Source organism: Moorena sp. SIO3I8, assembly GCF_010692325.1.
GTDB lineage: Bacteria > Cyanobacteriota > Cyanobacteriia > Cyanobacteriales > Coleofasciculaceae > Moorena.
Genome location: NZ_JAAHHW010000003.1, coordinates 11,212 through 30,280, shown reverse-complemented (window position 1 = coordinate 30,280; position 19,069 = coordinate 11,212). Strand labels below are relative to the sequence as shown.

Below are 19,069 nucleotides of genomic sequence, written 5' to 3'. Positions count from 1 at the left end.
ATTCAGTTGTATTCAGTTGTATTCTACAGGGTCACTATGTGAACCACCGTTGATGGTTTTTCGTTGACCCTCAACCGTCAACCGTTAACCGTCAACCATTCCACTCATCAATTACCTTGAAAGATTACAAAACAAATTAGTATTAAGCATTATTCCGGATAATCAACTGGGTTAGCCTGTATAAAAATTAGCAATAGCGTATGTATCAGAACAACGAAACTAAGCTTCTTGGGCTATCATTAATGATCTCCTTAGCTTTGGTATCTGGGTGTCTGTGGTGGTTTAAAGTGACCACATCTCCCTTATCTATGCTGGTATCGAACAATACGTCTTCAGATAAAACAAGCATACCAAATTACCTTAGTGGGGGAGACCATATTTTATTTTCTGATTCAACAACACTGGAAAAACAGCTAGGAGTAGAAGCGGTTACTGCTGGTAACTACGACCAGGCAGTTGTTAAATTCACGGAATCCTTAGACCTCCACCGTGATGATCCAGAAGCTCTCATCTACCTTAATAATGCTCGTATTGGGGACAAACCCTCTTACACCATTGCTGCTGTTGTGTCCATTAGTGATAACGTAAATACTGCCAAAGATATACTTCGGGGTGTGGCTCAAGCCCAACAGGAAATCAATCAAGCTGGTGGAATTAAAGGTATTCCTCTCAAAGTACTGATCGCTAATGATGATAATAATCCAGAGGTGGCCAAAAAATTAGCATTAAAGTTGGTGAGTAAGCCAGAGATTTTGGCAGTTGTTGGTAATTTCAACAGCAAGGTGACCCAAGCTACAGCAGATAGCTATGAATCCGGTAAATTAGTAACAATTTCTCCCATTAGCACTTCAGTAAACCTATCAGGAATTAGCGACTTTGTTTTTCGTAGTGTACCGAATGATTTCCTGGCAGGTAGAGCATTAGCTAAACACATGGTGCAAGACCTCAAGCAGCATAATGTTGCTGTTTTCTACAATTCTCAAAGTGAGTCTAGTCAGTCTCTTAAATCAGAGTTTGTAACCGCTGTCTTCTTGGAAGGAGGACGAGTAGTTAGTGAGTTTGACGTGTCTGAGAAAAATTTTAGTGCTGCTAAAAGCTTTAAACAAGCGATTAATCGTGGTGCTCAAGTTCTGATGTTAGGTGCTGATTCTAGCAGCATTGATCAGGTACTAAATGTGGTTAAAATCAATAGCAAACACCGCAATAGCTTGGGTCAACAATTAGTTATTTTGGCGGGAAATCAAGTTTACAGTACTAAGACATTGACAGTAGCAGGTAAAGATGCTGAAGGGATGGTAGTAGCATTACCCTGGCATCCCCTAGCCAACCCTCGCTCGGAATTTCCCAAAACCGCTGATCAGCTTTGGGGTATTGATGTTAACTGGCGCACAGCCATGGCTTATGATGCTGTCCAAGCCCTAAGTGCGGCGATTAGACGTAATCCTACTCGCACCGGAGTTCAACAGGAACTTTCAGCACCGAACTTTTTTGCTAGAGGTGCTGCTGCTCCGATTCGTTTTTTTCCATCAGGCGATCGCTATCAACCGGTCAAATTGGTGACAATTGAACCAAGTAATAGTTCTAGCTTGGAGTATGAATTTTTGCCAATTCCTTAACCCTGATACCAATTTTATTTATGCCTGCTAGGGATGATGATGGGGAGATGGGGAGATGGGGAGATGGGGAGATGGGGAGATGGGGAGATGGGGAGATGGGGAGATGGGGAGATGGGGAGATGGGGAGATGGGGGGATTATTAATCTGTAGGAATATTTTTTATAATTGGTAAGCTGATGTGTATTGAAATTGGTTATTTCCCGTTCCCTGTTCCCAGCTCCCCTGTGTGGAACGGGCATCTTGGTGGAACGGGCATCTTGCCCGTTTCAATTTATTGTTTATCTCAACTCCCCAATCTCATACTTAAATCCAACCAACTAGAGCGAGTAATGGGAGCACTGCTGGAGATGTAATCTACTCCTGTTTCGGCCACTGCACGAATCGTCTTTAAGGTCACATTACCCGATGCCTCAATTTTAATGTTGTTGTTGCTTACACGAATTAGCTTAACTGCTACCTCCATCTGCTCAACTGGCATATTATCCAACATGATAAGATCAGCATTGTGGGCGATCGCCTCTTCTACTTCCGCGAGAGTTGTTGTCTCTACTTCTATGGTCATAGGATAGGGAATAGTATTACGAATTCGAGCGATCGCTTCCCCAATTCCCCCAGCCGCTTGAATATGATTATCCTTAATCATCACCGCATCATCTAAGCCCATGCGATGGTTAATGGCTCCTCCCACTTGAGTTGCATATTTTTCCAATAGTCTTAAGCCTGGAGTAGTTTTGCGAGTATCCACCAACTGAGTAGGCAAATCAGCAATTTTTTCGGCATACTGACGGGTTAGGGTAGCAATGCCACTCAGACTCATCGTTAGATTTAAAGCTACCCTCTCTCCCATCAACAAAGCATCAAATGGTCCGTGAAAACGAGCGATGGCTTGGCTTGGCTGACAACTTTCTCCTTCTGCTACTAGCGGGATAAAGCTGACCTTTTCATTTAATAAATAGAACACCCGCGCTGCTATTGGCAATCCCGTGATTACACCTGCTTCCTTAGCGATCCATTGTCCGTTTCCAGAACTAGCTTCTTGAGTGAACAAACCTTGGGTGGTGCGATCGCCTCTACCAATATCTTCTTTGAGCCATTGATGCAGTAGAGGGTCTAACACTATTGGGGGAGGTAATATCGCCATAAGTCTTACCAAAAAACCTGGTTATTTTTTTTAGTTTTTAGTTTAACGAGTTATTATCTCAAGTTATCCAATAAATCATTTAATTTAATGTTTTTTTAACTTCATCCTTGTTTTTTAAAATTTTTTCTACCCAAATTGTATCAGCTTTTGATAAACCAGGAATATTTTTTTGTTTGTAGTCAATCATTAAATCATAGCGCCCTTGGTCATAAACTTGATGTAAAATCATTTGTAAATCTAGAAGCATTTCTGGATCTTCTGGACATAAAGGTAAAGGAAAAACAGGAATCACATCTTGAAGGTTAAAAGCATATAGATAGGCTTGAGGCCGTTGATGACTAGGACTAACTAAAATGTGATAGTCACGCTCGATATTCTGATTTAAATTAATCAGTGAATTACCTTGACGTAGTAAATCTATTTCTACGAAATTTGTTTTACTATTTAAAATAAGCTGACGTTTGTTTTCATATTTTTTCCGACCTTCTCCTACATTTTTATTGATAGGAGAAATAATTTCAATAGCCGTAACCACTTTTCCGGTACCAACTCTCCTAACTTCTAGATATCCTTGCTTAATAGTTTCTGTCAGAGCAAGTTCTATCGTTAAAGGTTCGGTAGAAGGAACTGCAACAGCTACATTAGACTCGGGATATCTGATCGTATTTTCAGAGCTTTTAGCAATGACATTATCAGGAATACCAATAAGCGTGGACTTTTCTCCACTAGTTTCGTAGATTCGCACTTCTACCGCAACTACATATTTAGGGGCTAACTGTTGGTTTAATAAGCGAGCAATTTCCGTAATTAGCCAATGATGTACGCTTGACCAATAGGCTGAATCTTCTAAATAGGGATTCATTCCAGGGAATGGTGAGGGCATGGTTATTTATACTTAAACTTACGGGGTAACATAGAAGCTAAAAGGAAGAAGATAAAAAGACATGAAGGCTGTTAAAAAAAGGTTAGTTTTACTTAGTTTTGAACTTGGGATTGGTCACATCAAAATTGTAGAAGCAATGAACGCTCCACGCTCTGCCATAGTGTATAAACCAACGTGATGAGCAATTTTCTGGGGATGAATTGCCGTCTTTGGCAAACCCTGCTGGGCTGCCATCTCTGCCGAGAGGTCGAAGGTGGAACAGCCTTCGGTATAAACGGTAATGTCTTTTAACGTTGGTACCATATCATGATTGCGTGCTGATAGCATAGTAACCACGAAGTCCATGACGCAAATATCGGTACAGATTCCTACGACTACTAAGGCTTCCAGTTTGTGCTGGTTTATCCAGCTAATTAAACTATTGTTGCCAGTATCTACATCAATGGAACCGATAAAACCATTGATGCAGTCTTTTTGAATTAAAGTAGCGTGGGGATGAGTTTCTAGCCATTCCAGTTCAGGAACGAGCTTTTCTTCCCCAGACCCTTTTTCACAATGAGGAGGATAGGGAGGTTCTGGTTTGCCTGGTTCGTGGGTATCTAGAAAAGCTAAGACTGGCCAACCTTTGGCGGTGAAAGCTTTTGCTAGGCGATCGCTTTCTGATACCATGGTGGCTATTTGCTGATTTGGTTCTGTTGGAGCCAAAGGACCAAAACCAACAGTGCAAAAGCCATTGAGCACATCCACAACGATCAAACCGGTGGGACGATCGCCAATAGTATAGGGCTGAGGGTCAATGGGTAAGGCGGCTTCAATTGCTGCTAAGGTGGCATCGGGAGTAGTTAAAGAAGTTACCATCAAAACCTCCTGGTTATTCTTGGTATCGACAATTTAAAAAGCTAAGTTATGATTTCTTACCCTACCGCGAATTCAGTAAATTTCCTAAGGTAAGGGGCATGATAGGCCAGAACAATATCTTGGTGAGGGACACCGCGTTCAACTAAGACGTTGGCAATCCCAACTTCTGTACCATCATTTTGAATCCAAATCTTATTATCTTTAAGGTCAATGTGAATTGTGGAACCATAAATACGGCGACGATTACTCCATCCGGCATGGACAAGCTGGTAGCGGTCTCTTTCGGTATCAAAGATTAATTCCACTTCTACCTCACCATAAGCGGGTTTGTGGCTGCTGTATTCGGTTAGAATCTCTTTGACGAATTGCCGATATTGCTCTAGTTTTGCCATTGAACAATTTCCTCCTTAGTTGGCTCGAATACAAGCAATTTTATTTGATATTCTTGGGTAATAAGTTGAACGAAGCGACGGGCAAAGAATGTCTCGTAAATTTCAAGAGGAATAGCTAAATACAATAATCTCTCTGGATCTTCTGCTTTGAGGGCAAAGCGATAGTTAAGGAATTGTCCCAAAACCGTATGGAATTCAGGGTGACTTTAGGCAACTGCAAACCCTGTGTGCTTCCTCACTCCTGGTGATTTAAAGCCTAGAACAATACGCTCTTTAGGAATGCCTGCTTGTAGGAGTTCCCCAGCGATGCCATCCTCTGTCCCATCCCGATGAATCCAGATTTTGCCATCGATAATTTCCACATGAATGATACAGCCGTGAACTTGACGTACTCCCTCCCAACCAACTATCATTAATAGGTAGCGATCGCGATTAGAATCAAACACGCTATTTCGTTCAATTTCTCCATAAGAATAAGGAATTTGTGCGTAGTCAGAGATAATTTTTTGAATAATCTGCCGGTATCGCTCTAAAGTGTCCATCTAATAATATCCTCCGCTTCAGAATCAAAAACCAAAAGACGAACTCGATTGTTTTTTATCAACAGATCACCAAAATGAGAGCATTTTTGACACATTCTTGGTAAATGTCTTTAGCTGGCATATCTCCTTAAACACCTCATCCACCTTAATTTTACAGTGCGATCGCGTAGCGTAGCCCTTCGGGCTAATCGCCTTTGGCGCGCTCTGAAGAGCGATCGCTAATAGTATCGGCATGAGAATCAATGGGTAAGGCGGCTTCAATTGCTGCTAAGATAGAATCACTACTAGTTAAAGTATAGCATTTACAAATATATCATAAAAAATACTGCGGATTATTTATAACAAAAAAAAATACTCCGAGTTCTTTCCTACTGTTGCCTGTTGCCTGTTGCCTGTTGCCTGTTGCCTGTTTCCTATTCCCTTGAGCCATCAATTCGATGACTTAATACTAACTACCAAACTGTTTCAAAATTTAAACTAAAGCCAGGTAATACCTCTTCTGCAGATAGCGTCTTAGGAGAGTTCAACACCTTAACCTCTTGTTGGGGTTTATAAATTTCTACGATTCTATTTTTGGGATCGATTAACCAGCCTAAGCTTATGCCATTGTCTAAATATTCCTGCATTTTTTGTCTTAAGCTTTCCATAGTATCCGTACGGGAGCGTAACTCAAGGACAAAATCAGGACAAAGGGGTGGGAAAGTGTCTTGTTGTTCTGGTGTGAGTTGATTCCAGCGTTCTATTTTTACCCAACTGACATCAGGAGAGCGCTCGGCCCCATTAGGAAGACGAAAAGCACAAGAAGAGTCAAAAACAACTCCGAGTTTGGTTTGATTGTTCCAAATCACAAATTGTGCAGATAATTGTGCGTTGCGTTTTCCCGTATTGCCTCCTGTAGGGGGCCTAACAATTAATTCTCCATTAGCAGTACGTTCGAGGCGCTTTTCTCGGTTAGCAGTAGCGAGTATTTGGAATTGTTTTTCTGTAACTTTGAAGGTGGGGGGAATGTTAATAGTATTCATCCTGGTTATTCTTGGTATCCACAATTTTAAAAACTAAGTTATTCTTTATTCCCCCACTTTCCGCACTGCAGTCTGTAGTACAGAAGATTATGAATTTAGCGATCGCTCTTCAGAGCGCGCCAAAGGCGAACGCACTCCTTGTGATCAATGCGGGTATACTAGTAAACATTCTTTCCTATGTTTATGTAATTGTGCCAAAACAAGATTCTTTTAAACAAATTCCTTCGCCAACTTCTTGGTTGTCTATTTCTAGAATGGCGGGTCTGTATTCCAAGCATAGCTTACTTTCCATAGTCGATGTTTGATTTCGCAGGATGCTCGACCAAGTGGCAAAAGCATTATTGTCGAATTTAAAGTGATGTATTTTGTCTTGGATGCGGGCGTGGGCACTGGTTTGACGATGGTAAGAATCTTCTCCGTTTAACAATATTTCTTTTTCTGTTTGGGAGGTGTTCAGGAGCTTGAAATAATTGTATTTTTCTTGGCCGAATGTAGCTTCAGCACTCCAAACAATTCCGTAATCAGGGAAAAAGGCGTGAACAAAGTGGTAGCCCCAAAACTTGGGGTAATCTCCCTGATAAATTTTGCAATAACCTATACCTTTTTGAGTGCGATCGCCTGTGTACACTGTGCACAGGAGTTTTGGTTGGTGAATGACGGCACGATGATTTTTTTCAGCGGGAACCGCCCAAGTGAATTCGGCGGCAACTTGGAATTGAATTTCTATATTAGCTTCTGGCAAACAAATGCTTCCGGTTCCATCGTTGTTTGTGATAGATATGTGTTGATTTGAGCGTTGGTGTTCGGAGGTATTGATAAGTTCCAGGGAGTAGCCCTTGGTGTCGCTCCACCAGGCTGAGTAATGCTCGATTGTTCCAGTTTTGAAATATCTTAGAGCAAGTAGAGAACCATCTTCGAGGAAGAAATGGTATTGTTCACTATACACAGGGGTTACAGAGGATAAATATGTATCAGGTACTTGGTTTATTTTTGGAACACAAGGTTTTTTTGCAACGATGGAAGAGCCACCAATATTGCCGCTTTGAAACAAGTCGCTAATGGTTTGATAAAATTGACTACGGTGTTCATAAACGTCTTCACCGACTAGTTTGATTGATTCTTCTTTTGATTGGAGTAATTTTTGATAGCGTTCTTTTACCCAACGTTTCCATCCTGTTGTTAAATCGATGAAACAAATGTCACCAAATCCTACACGTTCGAGGTGATTTCGGTAGGTTTCGCGGGTTGGTAAATAAGAGGATTGAACCACTTCTTCTAGAGTGGTTTTAACCTCTGGGGGAAGAGGGCCATTGGCGACGTAATCTTCGATATATATCAGGCCGTTTTCCTTCAAAGAGCTAAAACAAATTTCCAGTATTTTATCGCGGTTTTCAATGTGTAAAAATGACAGAAAAGAAATGATGCTGTCAAATGAGCCTGGCAACAGGGCGTCAATGACTTGGGGACTTAGAATATTGCCTGTGAGGTATTGGATGCGTTTGTCAAGTCCCACTCGTTGGGTGAGTTCTTGGGCAATTTCGTTAAAATTCTTTCTTAATTCCACACATTGGATGTGACATTCCGTTTTATAACTAATGTATCGAGCAGGCCCACCAATACCGCTGCCAATGTCCAAAACTCGCGAGTTGGGGGATAGTGCCAAACGATCGATAGCGCGATCGCAAGCTTTGGTGCCAAAGTAGTGGTATTGGTCTAAGTGATCCAATTCTTGCAAATCGAAGATTTGCAAAGGACCTGTGGCTTTTCCTTTTTGTTTCAGTGCTTGGCGAATACTATGGATGCGCCAATCGTAAATCAAAGCTTCGTCTTTTGAGAGAGGATATTGTTTTGCAGGTTGTGAGATTGTCATGGTTATTCCAAAGTAATTTCGTGTTTTAAAAGTCAAAAATCCTGGTTATTTGGGAATGATTTCAGATCAAGCATTTCGGATGGAGTACAAAAAAACGGCTCTACCGAACCTAGTATGCATAAAACCGCGCTTATTGCCCACTAAGTATGAGCCCACTAAGTATGATTGGGAAGGTAATTTCTAAAAAATCATTCTATCAAAAACTAAAACTCCCGCCCAATCAAGATTAGATTAATTATTTACTGACAGTTTTACATCGCCAATTTGGTAGACCCAGAAAATCCTTACAAGCTCCAACGTTAATTAACAGTTCTACAGCAATTCCTGTGCAGTCTCGTGGGAAAAGAGATAAGTGGTATTCATACCGCTATCTGATTGGATTCTAACCTTAGAGAAAGTTGTGCAGATTTCCACCAACGATCGCCCTGTAATAAGGTGTGAACTTGCCAACTGGGTGAGGTTTGGGGATAATCCCTGCGGTAATGTCCGCCCCGACTTTCTGTGCGCAATGCTGCACTTTTGAGAATTAAATGGGCAATATCCAGGAGATTGAAGGTTTCTGCAGCCGTTCGCAATTGCTGCTCGGCTAATGGTGACTCAAATTTAACTGTTTGGTTGGGCAGTAAATCAAGCAAGTATTGACTCACCTGAAAACCAGCCAATTCAGAGCGCCAGGAATTAACTTGAGCAAGGGCTGACTCTAACATTTCCTGGGAGCGACAAATTCCTGCACTTTGCCACATCAGGTAGGGCAAACTTTGCCTTACTGAGGCTATCTTCTCGATTTCCCTTTCCCACTCACCTTTCTCTTTTCTCAAAGGTAGGGATTCCGCCAGAACTGAATTAGGAGCTGTTTCAATCTCAGCTAATTGGGCGGCAAAAACCAAGCATTCCAATAAGGAATTACTCGCTAAGCGATTGGCACCATGAACCCCTGTACTAGCCGTTTCGCCAATGGCATATAGCCCTGGAATTGAAGTGCAACTGGTCAGATCGCAAGCCACTCCTCCCATCCAGTAATGGGCAGCAGGTGCAACGGGAATGGGCTGCTTTAAGATATCAATGCCCCAATGTTGACATACGTTAATAATATTGGGGAAACGATAGCGAATTCGCTCTGGCTCAATGGGTTGCAAGTCTAAATAAACATGGGCGTGGCTAGGATCGGCGGAGGTTTTTTCTAAGTGACTAAAAATTGCCCGACTTACCACATCTCTAGGAGCCAACTCCCCGGCTGGGTGGTAATTAAAAGCAAAGCGATCGCCTTTGTGATCTACTAAATGTGCCCCCTCTCCCCGGACAGCTTCTGTAATCAAAAAGCGAGGTGCCCCTGGTTTGGTTAAAGCTGTGGGATGAAATTGGAAAAACTCCAAATCTCTAACAATTGCCCCAGCCCGCCAAGCCAGTGCTACTCCATCTCCTGTACTTACGCCTGGGTTAGTGGTCTGGGCAAACACTTGACCGCCACCACCTGTGGCTAGGATTACCGCAGAAGCTTTTAGCCAAGATATCTGACCTTGATAGAGGAGGCTAATCCCCTGACAATGACCAGTTCCTGGATTGAGCCATAAACTCAAAGCCACTGCGTGAGATAGCACCTGAATATTTGGACGCTCTAAAACTTTGGCAGTGAGCGTATCCACAATTGCTCGACCTGTGGTGTCTGCGGAATGGAGGACGCGGGGACGAGAGTGAGCTGCCTCTAGGGTCATGGCTAGCTTTTTGCCTTTGCGGTCAAAGGCTACCCCCATCTTGACCAGAGAGTCAATGGCAGCAGAGGCATTTTCTACCAGAAACTTGATCGCCTCGCGATCGCAAAGACCAACACCCGCTCGCTGGGTATCCTCGAGGTGAAGCTCTGGGGAATCAGATGGGTCAATAGCAGCAGCGATTCCTCCCTGGGCCCAGTTGCTAGAGCCTGTTTTCAGGGTGTCTTTGGTAATCAAACCTACCTGCAAATGAGCAGGTAGACAAAGGGCTGCATAAAGCCCAGCCGCACCACTGCCCACCACTATGATGTCAAATTGGGAGGGAGTGTTAGCAGATCGGGAAGACTCGTCAGGGGATGATTTAAAATCTTGCACGATAGATCATATGTCACTAATCTGTGATTAATTCCTAAGCAGTTATTCGTTTTCAAAACACAAATTGCTTATAAGTTATAAGTTAAAGCTTATAACTTATACTTTTTTCAAGTAATTTGGTCAAGCTGCTCAGGGGCACTACAGCACTACACTGATAACTCCAACATCCGTTGAATTGGTCGCAACGCGGCTACTCGGATGTCTTCCGGCATAGTAATTTCTGGTGTTTTCTGCTTCATGGCTAGATACAGCTTCTCCAAAGTATTGAGCCGCATGTGAGGGCATTCGTTACAGGCACAATTGCTATCCATACCTGGAGCAGGGATGAAATTTTTATGGGGTGCCCTCTTTTGCATTTGGTGAATAATTCCTGGCTCAGTAGCCACGATAAATTCTTCTGTTGAACTTTGCTCGCTATACTTTAATAAGGCGGTTGTGGAACCAATGTAACTGGCATGACGCAGGACAGGGGGTTCGCATTCTGGATGGGCAATCAACTCAGCTTCAGGATGCTGTATTTTCAGTTGCACGATCTTTTTCTCAGAAAAGGTTTCATGGACAATACAACTCCCCTCCCACAGGACTAACTCCCGTCCGGTTTGCTCCATGACATAGCGACCTAAGTTCTTATCTGGAGCAAAAATAATCGGCTGGTCTTTCGGAATTTGGTTGACGATCTTAACTGAGTTAGAACTGGTGCAAATGATATCGCTCATCGCCTTAATTTCAGCGGAGCAATTAATGTAAGATACCACTAGATGGTCAGGATGGTCTGCTTTGAAGGCCGCAAATTCTTGGGGAGGGCAACTGTCAGCTAGGGAGCAACCTGCGTTTAAATCTGGGAGTAGTACCAATTTATTGGGGTTAAGGATTTTGGCAGTTTCTGCCATAAAGTGAACCCCAGCAAAGACGATGACATCTGCTTCTGTAGCCGCCGCTTGTTGAGAAAGACCGAGAGAATCGCCGATGTAGTCAGCAATATCTTGAATATCTGGCTCTTGGTAATAGTGAGCCAGAATAACTGCGTTTAATTCTTGCTTGAGGTCTTCAATCGCTTCAAACAGGTCTTTGGGCGGATACTCCAAGTCTAGGGTTGGTTTTGGGAGGACATTTGTAAACATCGCATTCTTTCCCTATTTCTGACTAGTTTACAGGTTTTTGAATATTTTCTTTCTTTAAGAATTATTAAATCTTCGCACTGGGTGCTGTACTATAAAAACTTCATTAAGTTATGGAATTTTAATGCTATCTTTATGCTATTTTAATGCTGCCCTCGACTAGGCTAACCTCATGGGATCGCAACATATTATCTATGTGCATAACTTCAGCAGCCAGCTCTATTAGGTTTGGGTGCATCTCAATGAATGAAATTAGGCAAAAGTGAGATGCACCCGATTAGATTTAACTATTATGATCTCCTATATCTTTTGTACGAATTGGTTGTTCGTTAATTTTAAATTAACAATTTACCCACCTAATTTAAACCTTATTTCCTTAACGTCTCACCCATAGCATGACCCTTGGGTTTGAAAACACTCTTCATTAACAGCTCATGCACCAATACGGCTACAATAAAGCCTGGACAAACTTCGGATAGGATGTTATGAAATCCTAAAACTCGCCAGAGGATAGCAGTACTCAATCCCGCCAACATCATAGAGTTCAAGGCTAAATAATGAGTGCGCCTTTTCAATAAAATAATCAGCATGGCTGGACCGAGGGAACTGGCCACAGCTCCACTAGCAAAAAGAACCAATGAAAACACTGTGGAGGAAATAGAAATTGCCGCAATTACAGCGAGTATTCCCACCACTAAGGTCATGAATTGCTCGTATTTCACGCCATATTTACGGGACATCCTCCGATGCAACGCCGGGGAAATATCTCTAGCGATGGCACTGGAACAAACCAGAAGTTGGGAATCTGCTGTAGAGGCAATGATAGAAAAAACACCAGCCAACACAATACCGACTAAAAAGGGATTAAACTGTTGTGTAGCTTAGAAGGGCAAGGCTTGTCCTCCCGTTACGCAGTAGACTAGAATCGAAGCTGCTGCGATCAAAGCTCCAATCGTAGGGTCAACTCCAAAAAATACATCAAGGGTCTTGGCAGCTGCAGCAAATTGTGCGGCAGTATAGGCTCCGATAAATACAACAGTGATCACAGCAACGATCAACGTGATTATTCGTCTGCCTTGAGGTTTTTTGACTGTAGAGCCTAGGAACTCCGGAATAGTTTGGGAGTTTTGCTCTCTGGACATCTGGTTTATTTTATCAGGGAAAAAAGTCCAAAAGGTTAAATCACCTAAGAACCAGGCAATTACCATCAGCAGAGCAGAAACTCCCATGGAGTAAGCCATTCCCACGGTTCCGATCATAATCCATCCACTGTTTCCCGTTGCTCCAGCACTCAGACCGACAAAGACTTTCCCAAAAGAGCGTGAGCCAAGTAAGTAGTCTGATTCTGTATTATCGGAAGATTTAGCAGCTAGAGCCCCAATCCACAAAAAAATTACTAGAAACAATCCAAAACTGAAAATTGTAATACCTGATTCCATTAGTTTTTATCTAAGGTTTTTGAGGTTTAACTGCTCCGGTTGGCGAACTCCAAAGCGATGAATACCATGTATGAATACTATGGGATAAAACTGAACTCAATTCTCCCGGATGTCTGCCACAAATTTTTATTCGCTTTTGGTAATGGGTAATGGTCGTCCAATTAACGATTAGCCATGACGCGATAATCAGCTCTCTAATATCTTTTATAGAAAGGAGATTAGAGAGCTTTAAAATTTCAAGGCGATACCGTTTCCTACAAGCTATTACACCGATCAGGAAAAAGTTTTTCCTATAGTATCATATTCGATTAAATACCGATAATTTCCGGGGGTTCCTTAATAATGGAATGATTTTAAGAGTGAGGTGGAATAGGCATCTTGGTGGAACTGGCATCTTGCCAGTTTCATGCTTATTTTCGGGCGGGCAGGATGCCCACTCTACTCCTATTCATTCAAAGACTGACGCAACGCCATAATTTCTGGGGGTTGCTTATACCAAGTTGTGTTCTTGCCATGTTAATCCCCTTGTTACTCGCCTTGGAAGAATAAGATGATTGCAAAGCTTAGTGTTCAGTGCTTAGTGTTCAGTGTTGTGCAGGAAGGGTAAAGTAAAACGTACTTCCCACTCCAGGCTCAGACTCTACCCCAATCTGTCCCCCGTGATTTTCCACAATCTTCTTGCAGGTGGCTAGACCAATACCAGTGCCAGGATAGTCTTTATTGCTGTGCAGACGCTGAAATATCTCAAAGATATGCGATCGCTGATCGGGTTCCATGCCAATGCCATTGTCATGCACCCCAAACAGCCAGTAGTTACCACCATGCTCCAAACTATTCCGCCCATTCTCCTGAAACCCAGTTGCATTGATACTAGAAACTCTTCCTACCTCTGGCAATATCCCATGCTCACTGTCCCTGGATTCGAGCATCCCCCTGTCTTCCCCACCACAAACATCACTGTTGTCTACGGGCTTTACTGAAACCTTGACTTGGGGGGATTTCCCTGGTGCTTGAAATTTAATGGCATTGCTGATCAGATTTTGAAGACTGTGGGTGCATTAATCAAGCCAATCCTATTCTTGATCCCAATTGAACGCACTATTTGGTCTGTACCACCGGTATTTAGATTGTGGCAGCTAGCACAGGAGATAGTGTTATCCTGTGACAGTTGGGGGTCATGAAAAAGCGTCTTGCCCAGTTTTACCTTTTCTTTGTTTAGTTCTAATTTGAGTGGTATTGGCTGAATTGGTTTATCAAATAAAATACTATATTAAGAGTATTTTTGCATATATTTGTTTGATTAATCTGGTAGGTTATGATGGTGAATTTTGGAAAGTATAACTATTCATAAAAGCAATAAATTTTAAAAAAATAACTAGTCAATTAATTTTAAATTGTTGTTATCTTACAGTTTACAATTGTCCATGGATTACAATCGATTATGCCAATTTAAAAAACTATTGCTACACATTAATTTGCTTGTTCGCCGGATAGGGTCCCTTGTAGGGTAGGTTGTTCGCGTAGCGTGGCCGAAAGGCCAAGGTTCAGAAGATAACCCGAGCACCGGCTAACCGACTAACCGAATAACCTACACCTGTTCAGCATCTGTAGCTCGAATAAATTAAATTGGTATTAGTTAGTATGTATGCCCTATTTTAAGTTCATCAAATAACAGAACCACAACTCAACCGTAAGAACACTTATAATTCGTAAGTTTGAATTCATAATTACGGAAAAATTACCGATTATACCCAATGGGTTTGACTAATTATCATATCTCTTATCGGGGAATTGGTACTTGGTAATTGGTACTTGGTAGTTTACGATTATCAATTACCGATTGCCCATTTCCAAAACAGGAACTATTTAGTAAGTGATTAACCGGACTTGATCTAACGACTAACCACTAACGACTAACCACTAAAAAAAAAATTACCCGGACTGACTATAATTTTCCTGGTAGAGATTAGGCGAGATCATATCAAAGCTATATCCGATTTTATTATGGAAACATCTGAATACACTCAGCTCAATCCATTTCTCCAGGCTCGTGAGTACTTTGAAGAAATTCTTAATTGGCTCTGTTCTGAGGAAGCGCACCGTCTCACCTATTACCAGATAGAAGAAAACCTCTGGATCAATGGTATGGAACTGTTGCGGCAACTGCTACAAGGTTATCTGGATTGGCGGGGAGACAATCAGCCAGAAGCACTGTACCCAAGAAGGCAGGGTAGGTACTCTACCCAGGTCAATCCCCAGCCTGGAAGTGATTGGGGTATTGTCCACAATAGGGATAATTTGTACTCCGATGCAAGAGGGGGAACAGAGGGCATCAGGGGAGAAAGGGGAGGTAAACAATGGTCATCTTATCCCACCAGTAGGCAACCCAGCCTAAGGACTATCTTCGGAACAGTGAGACTTAATCGTTTTAATGCTAGTTCCCAGAGAAACTCACCTCCGGATAATTCCCCACTCAAGGTTTACCCACACGGGTACTGTCAGGTGAGCGGTATTCCTTTAGCATCAGAGGTGGACACCAGTTGCTCCGACCCCACTATCCTAGCCCAACCCCAGGCCAAAGCTGCTGGAGTTTCTCAGGAACAACAGGAAGGATTTTGCATAAGAGATATGGGAACTTGGTTTAGACGCCAGTGGTGGCTTAAGCACAATAGTTATCAATCCCTATGGCAGCCAAGGCGTTCTGTTCCCCGGTTGTTAATTAGTGGCACCATTGCGCTAGTGGGAACAGCAGCTTTCACCAGTTATTGGGTGGTTCGGAGTCTGATTCTTGAGAGTCTGAAGGATAATGCTCAATTGAAGGTCAAGATGGCGGGACATCAAATTGATGAATGGTTGGCGGTTCTGATGGCGAAGGTGGAAACAATTGCGAATACTCCCGAAGTTCGGTCTTTGGACTGGGAGGTTGCCCAACCCTATCTGCAACTCGAGCAAGAACGATTGCCCGATTTTCATATGTTTGTCATGGCTAAGGGAAATGGCTCTTACTACACCACTCGTGCAGGTTTTATTGAGGGGAAGAATCTTAGCGATCGCATTCACTTTCAACGAGCGATGCAAGGAGAAACCTTTGTGGATAATCCGGTAGTCTCTCGTTCTACTGCTATTCGCCAAGTCAATATTGCGGCTCCTATCTGGTCAGTTCCCCCCAACAATGACACGGAAATTATTCCAGAAAAACTGGCTTTGCCCAACCTAACCAACGAGAATGTGGAACTCGGGGATACTTACCAGCCAAAACCAGGAAAGTTGCCTGGTCTATTGTCTTTCCCCATAGGAGAATTTGCTGGACCGGTTTCCTTAGACCGACTCTCAGAGGTGATTACCAATACTACCTTAGGCGAAGGGAGTTATGCCTTTGCTTTGGACTCGAAAGGAGTACCCATTGCCCATCGAGATCCAAAGGTAATTCAATTTGGTAGGAGTTTTTTAGACTCCCCTGACCCCAATCTAAAGCAAATTGCTCAAGAGATGATGGAGGCGATGGAGGCTAGGAAAATAGCCAACCCGCAAGAGTCGGTAGAGTCGGTAACGCTACTGGAACTGGATGGTCAGTGGGTGTATGTTGCCTATGCTCCTCTGCAACACGCGGATTGGTCTGTGGCTTTGGTGATTCCCCGGGCTAATGTGGAGCGACAACTCAATTCTCTCAATCTGTTGGCATCGGTGTTGGGAGTGATGCTGATCATCGCCATGGTTATTGCTTTACTACAGATTCAAACTTTCGAGCAGACCAATGCTAGGGCTCAGCAGGAGGCGCTGCTGAATGGGCTTACTACTCGTATTCGTGAATCTCTGGATTTGGAAACAACTGTGCAAACTACTGTCAATGAAATTGCTACCCTCTTGCGTCTCGACCGAGTGACTTTTGGCTGGTATCACCAAGACCAACAATGTTTGGAAATTCTGTGTGAACATCGAAAAGCTGATTTACCCTCCCAAGTGGGATTAATAAGTATCGAATCTTCTGATGATTTATGCGATCGCTTAAGCCAAGGACAGATGGTTCACTTCCATGATAGCGGTGATCAACTCATCTACTGCCAGACAGGTAACTATCTAGCGTTACCAGTCATGATTCGGGGGTTGCATCCTCCTGGCTATTTAATTTGTATGCGCCGCAAGCCTTGGAGCTGTAGTGATTTGGAATTGGAGCTATTACAAGCCGTGAGCAATCAGTTAGCGATCGCCATCAACCAGGCAGATTTATACACCACTACTCAAGAACAGTACACAATTGTCAGTGAACAAGCTCAGTGTCTCAAAACCACCACGACTCAATTACAGCATACTCTGGCTTACGTGGATGCGATGATTAGAAGCTTAGCAGATGGATTACTGGTAACAGATACCAAGGGCAAAATTACTCGCATCAATCCAGCTTTGGTGAGCTTGTTTGATTTGGAGGAAATCGAGTTAATCGGTCAAGGGTGTCAGGGAGTGTTGGGGAATGCGATCGCAAACCTAGTCACTCTTACCAAGACTAACCCTCAACAAGTCTTTACCGCTGAAGTAGAACTGACCAATCAACGGATTGGCAAAGCGGTAGCCACTGCTATTCTAAAAGATACTAAGGCTACAGATAATCCTAATAGTCAGGATGGCTTTATGGGTTCGGTGATTCTGATCCGAGATATTACCTTTGAAAAAGAAGTAGACCGGATGAAAACAGACTTTATTTCCACAGTTTCCCATGAATTGAGGACTCCTCTAACCTCAGTAATGGGTTTTGCCAAACTGATTCAGAAAAAACTGGAAAAAACCCTATTTCCCTTAATTCCTACCAATGACCACAAGATTCAGCGCACCCTGAAGCAAGTGTCAGAAAATGTTAATATCATTATCTCCGAAGGGGAGCGTCTCAAAGCTTTGATCAATGATGTCCTGGATCTGGCTAAGTTAGAAGCTGGTCGAGTAGAGTGGAAAATGCAACCCCTCTCAGTTGTAGATGTCCTAGAACGAGCAATCATTGCGACGACTGCTCTGTTTGAACAGAATGATGTGGAATTAATTAAGAGTATAGACGAGGGCTTACCTCAGATAATTGGTGACCGAGACAGACTAATTCAGGTGGTGATTAATCTAATCTCTAATGCAGCTAAGTTTACGGATAAAGGGTTTGTATACTGTAAAGTAAGGCGAACTGGTTCAGAGATTACCGTTAGTATCATTGATAGCGGTATAGGCATTTCTGAAGCCGAGCAGACGCTGATATTTGAAAAATTCAAACAGGCGGGTAATACTCTAACTGAAAAACCTCAAGGTACTGGGTTAGGACTCCCTATTTGTAAGGAAATTGTGGAACATCATGGAGGAAAAATTTGGGTCGAAAGCGAACTGGGCAAAGGGAGTAACTTCTCCTTTAGGTTACCCATCCCGGTTGAGTCTGAACCTGGAGTAAAAACCATAGCTGCTGAAACCCTGCTCACTCAACTAAAGTCATCTATGACCACCTCAACAATTACCAGAAATTCCAGGAATAAAACCATTTTGATTGTGGATGATGAAGCTCCGATTCGAGAACTACTCAAGCAGCATCTTAGAGCAGAAGGTTACAGAATTCAGGAAGCCAAAGATGGTTGGGACGCAATTGAACAGATCAAACAAGAACGTCCTGACCTAATTATCTTGGATGTAGTGATGCCCAGAATGAATGGGTTTGAGACAGCAGCGGTGGTTAAAAATGACTTGCACAGTATGGATATTCCGATTATCATTTTGTCCATCACTGAAGAGCAAAATGCTCTAGGAGTTGAGCGATGTTTGAGCAAACCGATTAATCTCGAAGAACTGCTCAAAGAGGTTGTTCGACTGACCTCTCAAGAAAAGCCGACTAAGCAAGTTTTGATAGTGGAGGAAAATCTCCCTCAAGCTGAAATGATTACTCAGGCATTACGGAAAAGAGGAATCGGTATAATTTCTGCCAGCAATGGGCAAGATTGTATTTCTAAGGCAATTTCCTTAAAACCTGACATGATTCTGGTTAAATCAGGGATTGTGAAAGAACAATCGTTGGTTAAAAATGTGCGTTTTGAACATAACTTAGCCACGACATTTTTTATTTTATTAGATGATTAATACTAAAC

General features: G+C 42.7%; 16 protein-coding genes and 2 pseudogenes. 3 read left to right on the top strand and 15 right to left on the bottom strand.

Annotated elements, in window-relative coordinates:
- Positions 1-200: 200 nt before the first annotated feature.
- Positions 201-1,616, top strand: a complete 1,416-nt coding sequence (locus tag F6K51_RS01980; protein WP_293017623.1) for an ABC transporter substrate-binding protein — start codon at positions 201-203, stop codon at positions 1,614-1,616.
- A 283-nt stretch (positions 1,617-1,899) separates the two neighbouring features.
- On the opposite strand, the gene nadC is transcribed toward F6K51_RS01980, so the two are convergent.
- From nadC to F6K51_RS01915, 13 genes and pseudogenes are all read right to left on the bottom strand, one after another.
- Complete coding sequence (gene nadC / locus F6K51_RS01975) at positions 1,900-2,757, bottom strand: carboxylating nicotinate-nucleotide diphosphorylase (RefSeq protein WP_293017621.1); 858 nt, start codon at positions 2,755-2,757, stop codon at positions 1,900-1,902.
- A gap of 79 nt (positions 2,758-2,836) precedes the next feature.
- Positions 2,837-3,640 carry a DUF4058 family protein gene (locus tag F6K51_RS01970; protein WP_293017619.1) on the bottom strand — a complete coding sequence of 268 codons (804 nt, stop codon included), beginning with the start codon at positions 3,638-3,640 and terminating at the stop codon, positions 2,837-2,839.
- 114 nt (positions 3,641-3,754) lie between these two features.
- Positions 3,755-4,498 (bottom strand): isochorismatase family protein, encoded by a 744-nt coding sequence (locus F6K51_RS01965; RefSeq protein WP_293017618.1) that lies wholly within the window; start codon positions 4,496-4,498, stop codon positions 3,755-3,757.
- A 56-nt stretch (positions 4,499-4,554) separates the two neighbouring features.
- Positions 4,555-4,890 (bottom strand): XisI protein, encoded by a 336-nt coding sequence (locus tag F6K51_RS01960; protein WP_075903795.1) that lies wholly within the window; start codon positions 4,888-4,890, stop codon positions 4,555-4,557.
- A pseudogene (locus F6K51_RS01955) lies at positions 4,878-5,075 on the bottom strand (element excision factor XisH family protein); the annotation flags it as partial. The gene F6K51_RS01960 and the pseudogene F6K51_RS01955, both read right to left, overlap by 13 nt.
- Before the next feature lie 21 nt (positions 5,076-5,096).
- On the bottom strand, positions 5,097-5,432 hold the full coding sequence (locus F6K51_RS01950; protein WP_293017614.1) for a XisI protein: 336 nt from the start codon (positions 5,430-5,432) through the stop codon (positions 5,097-5,099).
- A 66-nt stretch (positions 5,433-5,498) separates the two neighbouring features.
- Entirely contained in the window at positions 5,499-5,666 is a 168-nt protein-coding gene (locus tag F6K51_RS01945) for a hypothetical protein (protein ID WP_293017613.1), read from the bottom strand.
- A 218-nt stretch (positions 5,667-5,884) separates the two neighbouring features.
- Positions 5,885-6,454: a Uma2 family endonuclease gene (locus F6K51_RS01940; RefSeq protein ID WP_293017612.1), complete on the bottom strand. Its 570-nt coding sequence runs from the start codon at positions 6,452-6,454 to the stop codon at positions 5,885-5,887.
- A gap of 181 nt (positions 6,455-6,635) precedes the next feature.
- Positions 6,636-8,324, bottom strand: coding sequence for a methyltransferase domain-containing protein (locus tag F6K51_RS01935; RefSeq protein WP_293017610.1), 1,689 nt, complete (start codon positions 8,322-8,324; stop codon positions 6,636-6,638).
- A gap of 359 nt (positions 8,325-8,683) precedes the next feature.
- On the bottom strand, positions 8,684-10,408 hold the full coding sequence (gene nadB, locus F6K51_RS01930) for an L-aspartate oxidase (RefSeq protein ID WP_293017608.1): 1,725 nt from the start codon (positions 10,406-10,408) through the stop codon (positions 8,684-8,686).
- A 146-nt stretch (positions 10,409-10,554) separates the two neighbouring features.
- Positions 10,555-11,529: a quinolinate synthase NadA gene (nadA, locus tag F6K51_RS01925; RefSeq protein ID WP_293017606.1), complete on the bottom strand. Its 975-nt coding sequence runs from the start codon at positions 11,527-11,529 to the stop codon at positions 10,555-10,557.
- 365 nt (positions 11,530-11,894) lie between these two features.
- Positions 11,895-12,383: pseudogene (locus F6K51_RS01920) on the bottom strand (hypothetical protein); the annotation flags it as partial.
- Positions 12,384-12,407: 24 nt separating this feature from the next.
- Positions 12,408-12,965: a hypothetical protein gene (locus F6K51_RS01915; RefSeq protein ID WP_293017605.1), complete on the bottom strand. Its 558-nt coding sequence runs from the start codon at positions 12,963-12,965 to the stop codon at positions 12,408-12,410.
- Positions 12,966-13,343: 378 nt separating this feature from the next.
- Here F6K51_RS01915 and F6K51_RS01910 point away from each other — a divergent pair, with 378 nt between their 5' ends.
- On the top strand, positions 13,344-13,514 hold the full coding sequence (locus tag F6K51_RS01910; RefSeq protein WP_293017603.1) for a hypothetical protein: 171 nt from the start codon (positions 13,344-13,346) through the stop codon (positions 13,512-13,514).
- Between the two features lie 35 nt (positions 13,515-13,549).
- Here F6K51_RS01910 and F6K51_RS01905 read toward each other — a convergent pair whose 3' ends face one another.
- Together F6K51_RS01905 and F6K51_RS38280 are read right to left on the bottom strand one after the other, a co-directional pair.
- Complete coding sequence (locus tag F6K51_RS01905) at positions 13,550-13,894, bottom strand: ATP-binding protein (RefSeq protein ID WP_293017601.1); 345 nt, start codon at positions 13,892-13,894, stop codon at positions 13,550-13,552.
- Between the two features lie 104 nt (positions 13,895-13,998).
- On the bottom strand, positions 13,999-14,202 hold the full coding sequence (locus F6K51_RS38280) for a cytochrome-c peroxidase (RefSeq protein ID WP_365939893.1): 204 nt from the start codon (positions 14,200-14,202) through the stop codon (positions 13,999-14,001).
- A gap of 767 nt (positions 14,203-14,969) precedes the next feature.
- Between F6K51_RS38280 and F6K51_RS01900 the strand changes: the two genes are divergently transcribed.
- A complete protein-coding gene (locus F6K51_RS01900) occupies positions 14,970-19,061 on the top strand; it encodes an ATP-binding protein (RefSeq protein ID WP_293017600.1) in 4,092 nt (1,363 codons plus the stop codon).
- Positions 19,062-19,069 lie beyond the last annotated feature (8 nt).

Excerpts from the sequence above, each read along its gene's own strand:
- F6K51_RS01940 (WP_293017612.1), bottom strand. The coding sequence starts at position 6,454 with ATGAATACTATTAACATTCCCCCCACCTTCAAAGTTACAGAAAAACAA.
- F6K51_RS01935 (WP_293017610.1), bottom strand. The coding sequence starts at position 8,324 with ATGACAATCTCACAACCTGCAAAACAATATCCTCTCTCAAAAGACGAA.
- F6K51_RS01905 (WP_293017601.1), bottom strand. The coding sequence starts at position 13,894 with ATGCTCGAATCCAGGGACAGTGAGCATGGGATATTGCCAGAGGTAGGA.
- F6K51_RS01950 (WP_293017614.1), bottom strand. The coding sequence starts at position 5,432 with ATGGACACTTTAGAGCGATACCGGCAGATTATTCAAAAAATTATCTCT.
- F6K51_RS01980 (WP_293017623.1), top strand. The coding sequence starts at position 201 with ATGTATCAGAACAACGAAACTAAGCTTCTTGGGCTATCATTAATGATC.
- nadC (WP_293017621.1), bottom strand. The coding sequence starts at position 2,757 with ATGGCGATATTACCTCCCCCAATAGTGTTAGACCCTCTACTGCATCAA.
- F6K51_RS01945 (WP_293017613.1), bottom strand. The coding sequence starts at position 5,666 with ATGCCGATACTATTAGCGATCGCTCTTCAGAGCGCGCCAAAGGCGATT.
- F6K51_RS01915 (WP_293017605.1), bottom strand. The coding sequence starts at position 12,965 with ATGGAATCAGGTATTACAATTTTCAGTTTTGGATTGTTTCTAGTAATT.
- F6K51_RS01900 (WP_293017600.1), top strand. The coding sequence starts at position 14,970 with ATGGAAACATCTGAATACACTCAGCTCAATCCATTTCTCCAGGCTCGT.
- F6K51_RS01960 (WP_075903795.1), bottom strand. The coding sequence starts at position 4,890 with ATGGCAAAACTAGAGCAATATCGGCAATTCGTCAAAGAGATTCTAACC.
- nadA (WP_293017606.1), bottom strand. The coding sequence starts at position 11,529 with ATGTTTACAAATGTCCTCCCAAAACCAACCCTAGACTTGGAGTATCCG.
- F6K51_RS01970 (WP_293017619.1), bottom strand. The coding sequence starts at position 3,640 with ATGCCCTCACCATTCCCTGGAATGAATCCCTATTTAGAAGATTCAGCC.
- F6K51_RS01965 (WP_293017618.1), bottom strand. The coding sequence starts at position 4,498 with ATGGTAACTTCTTTAACTACTCCCGATGCCACCTTAGCAGCAATTGAA.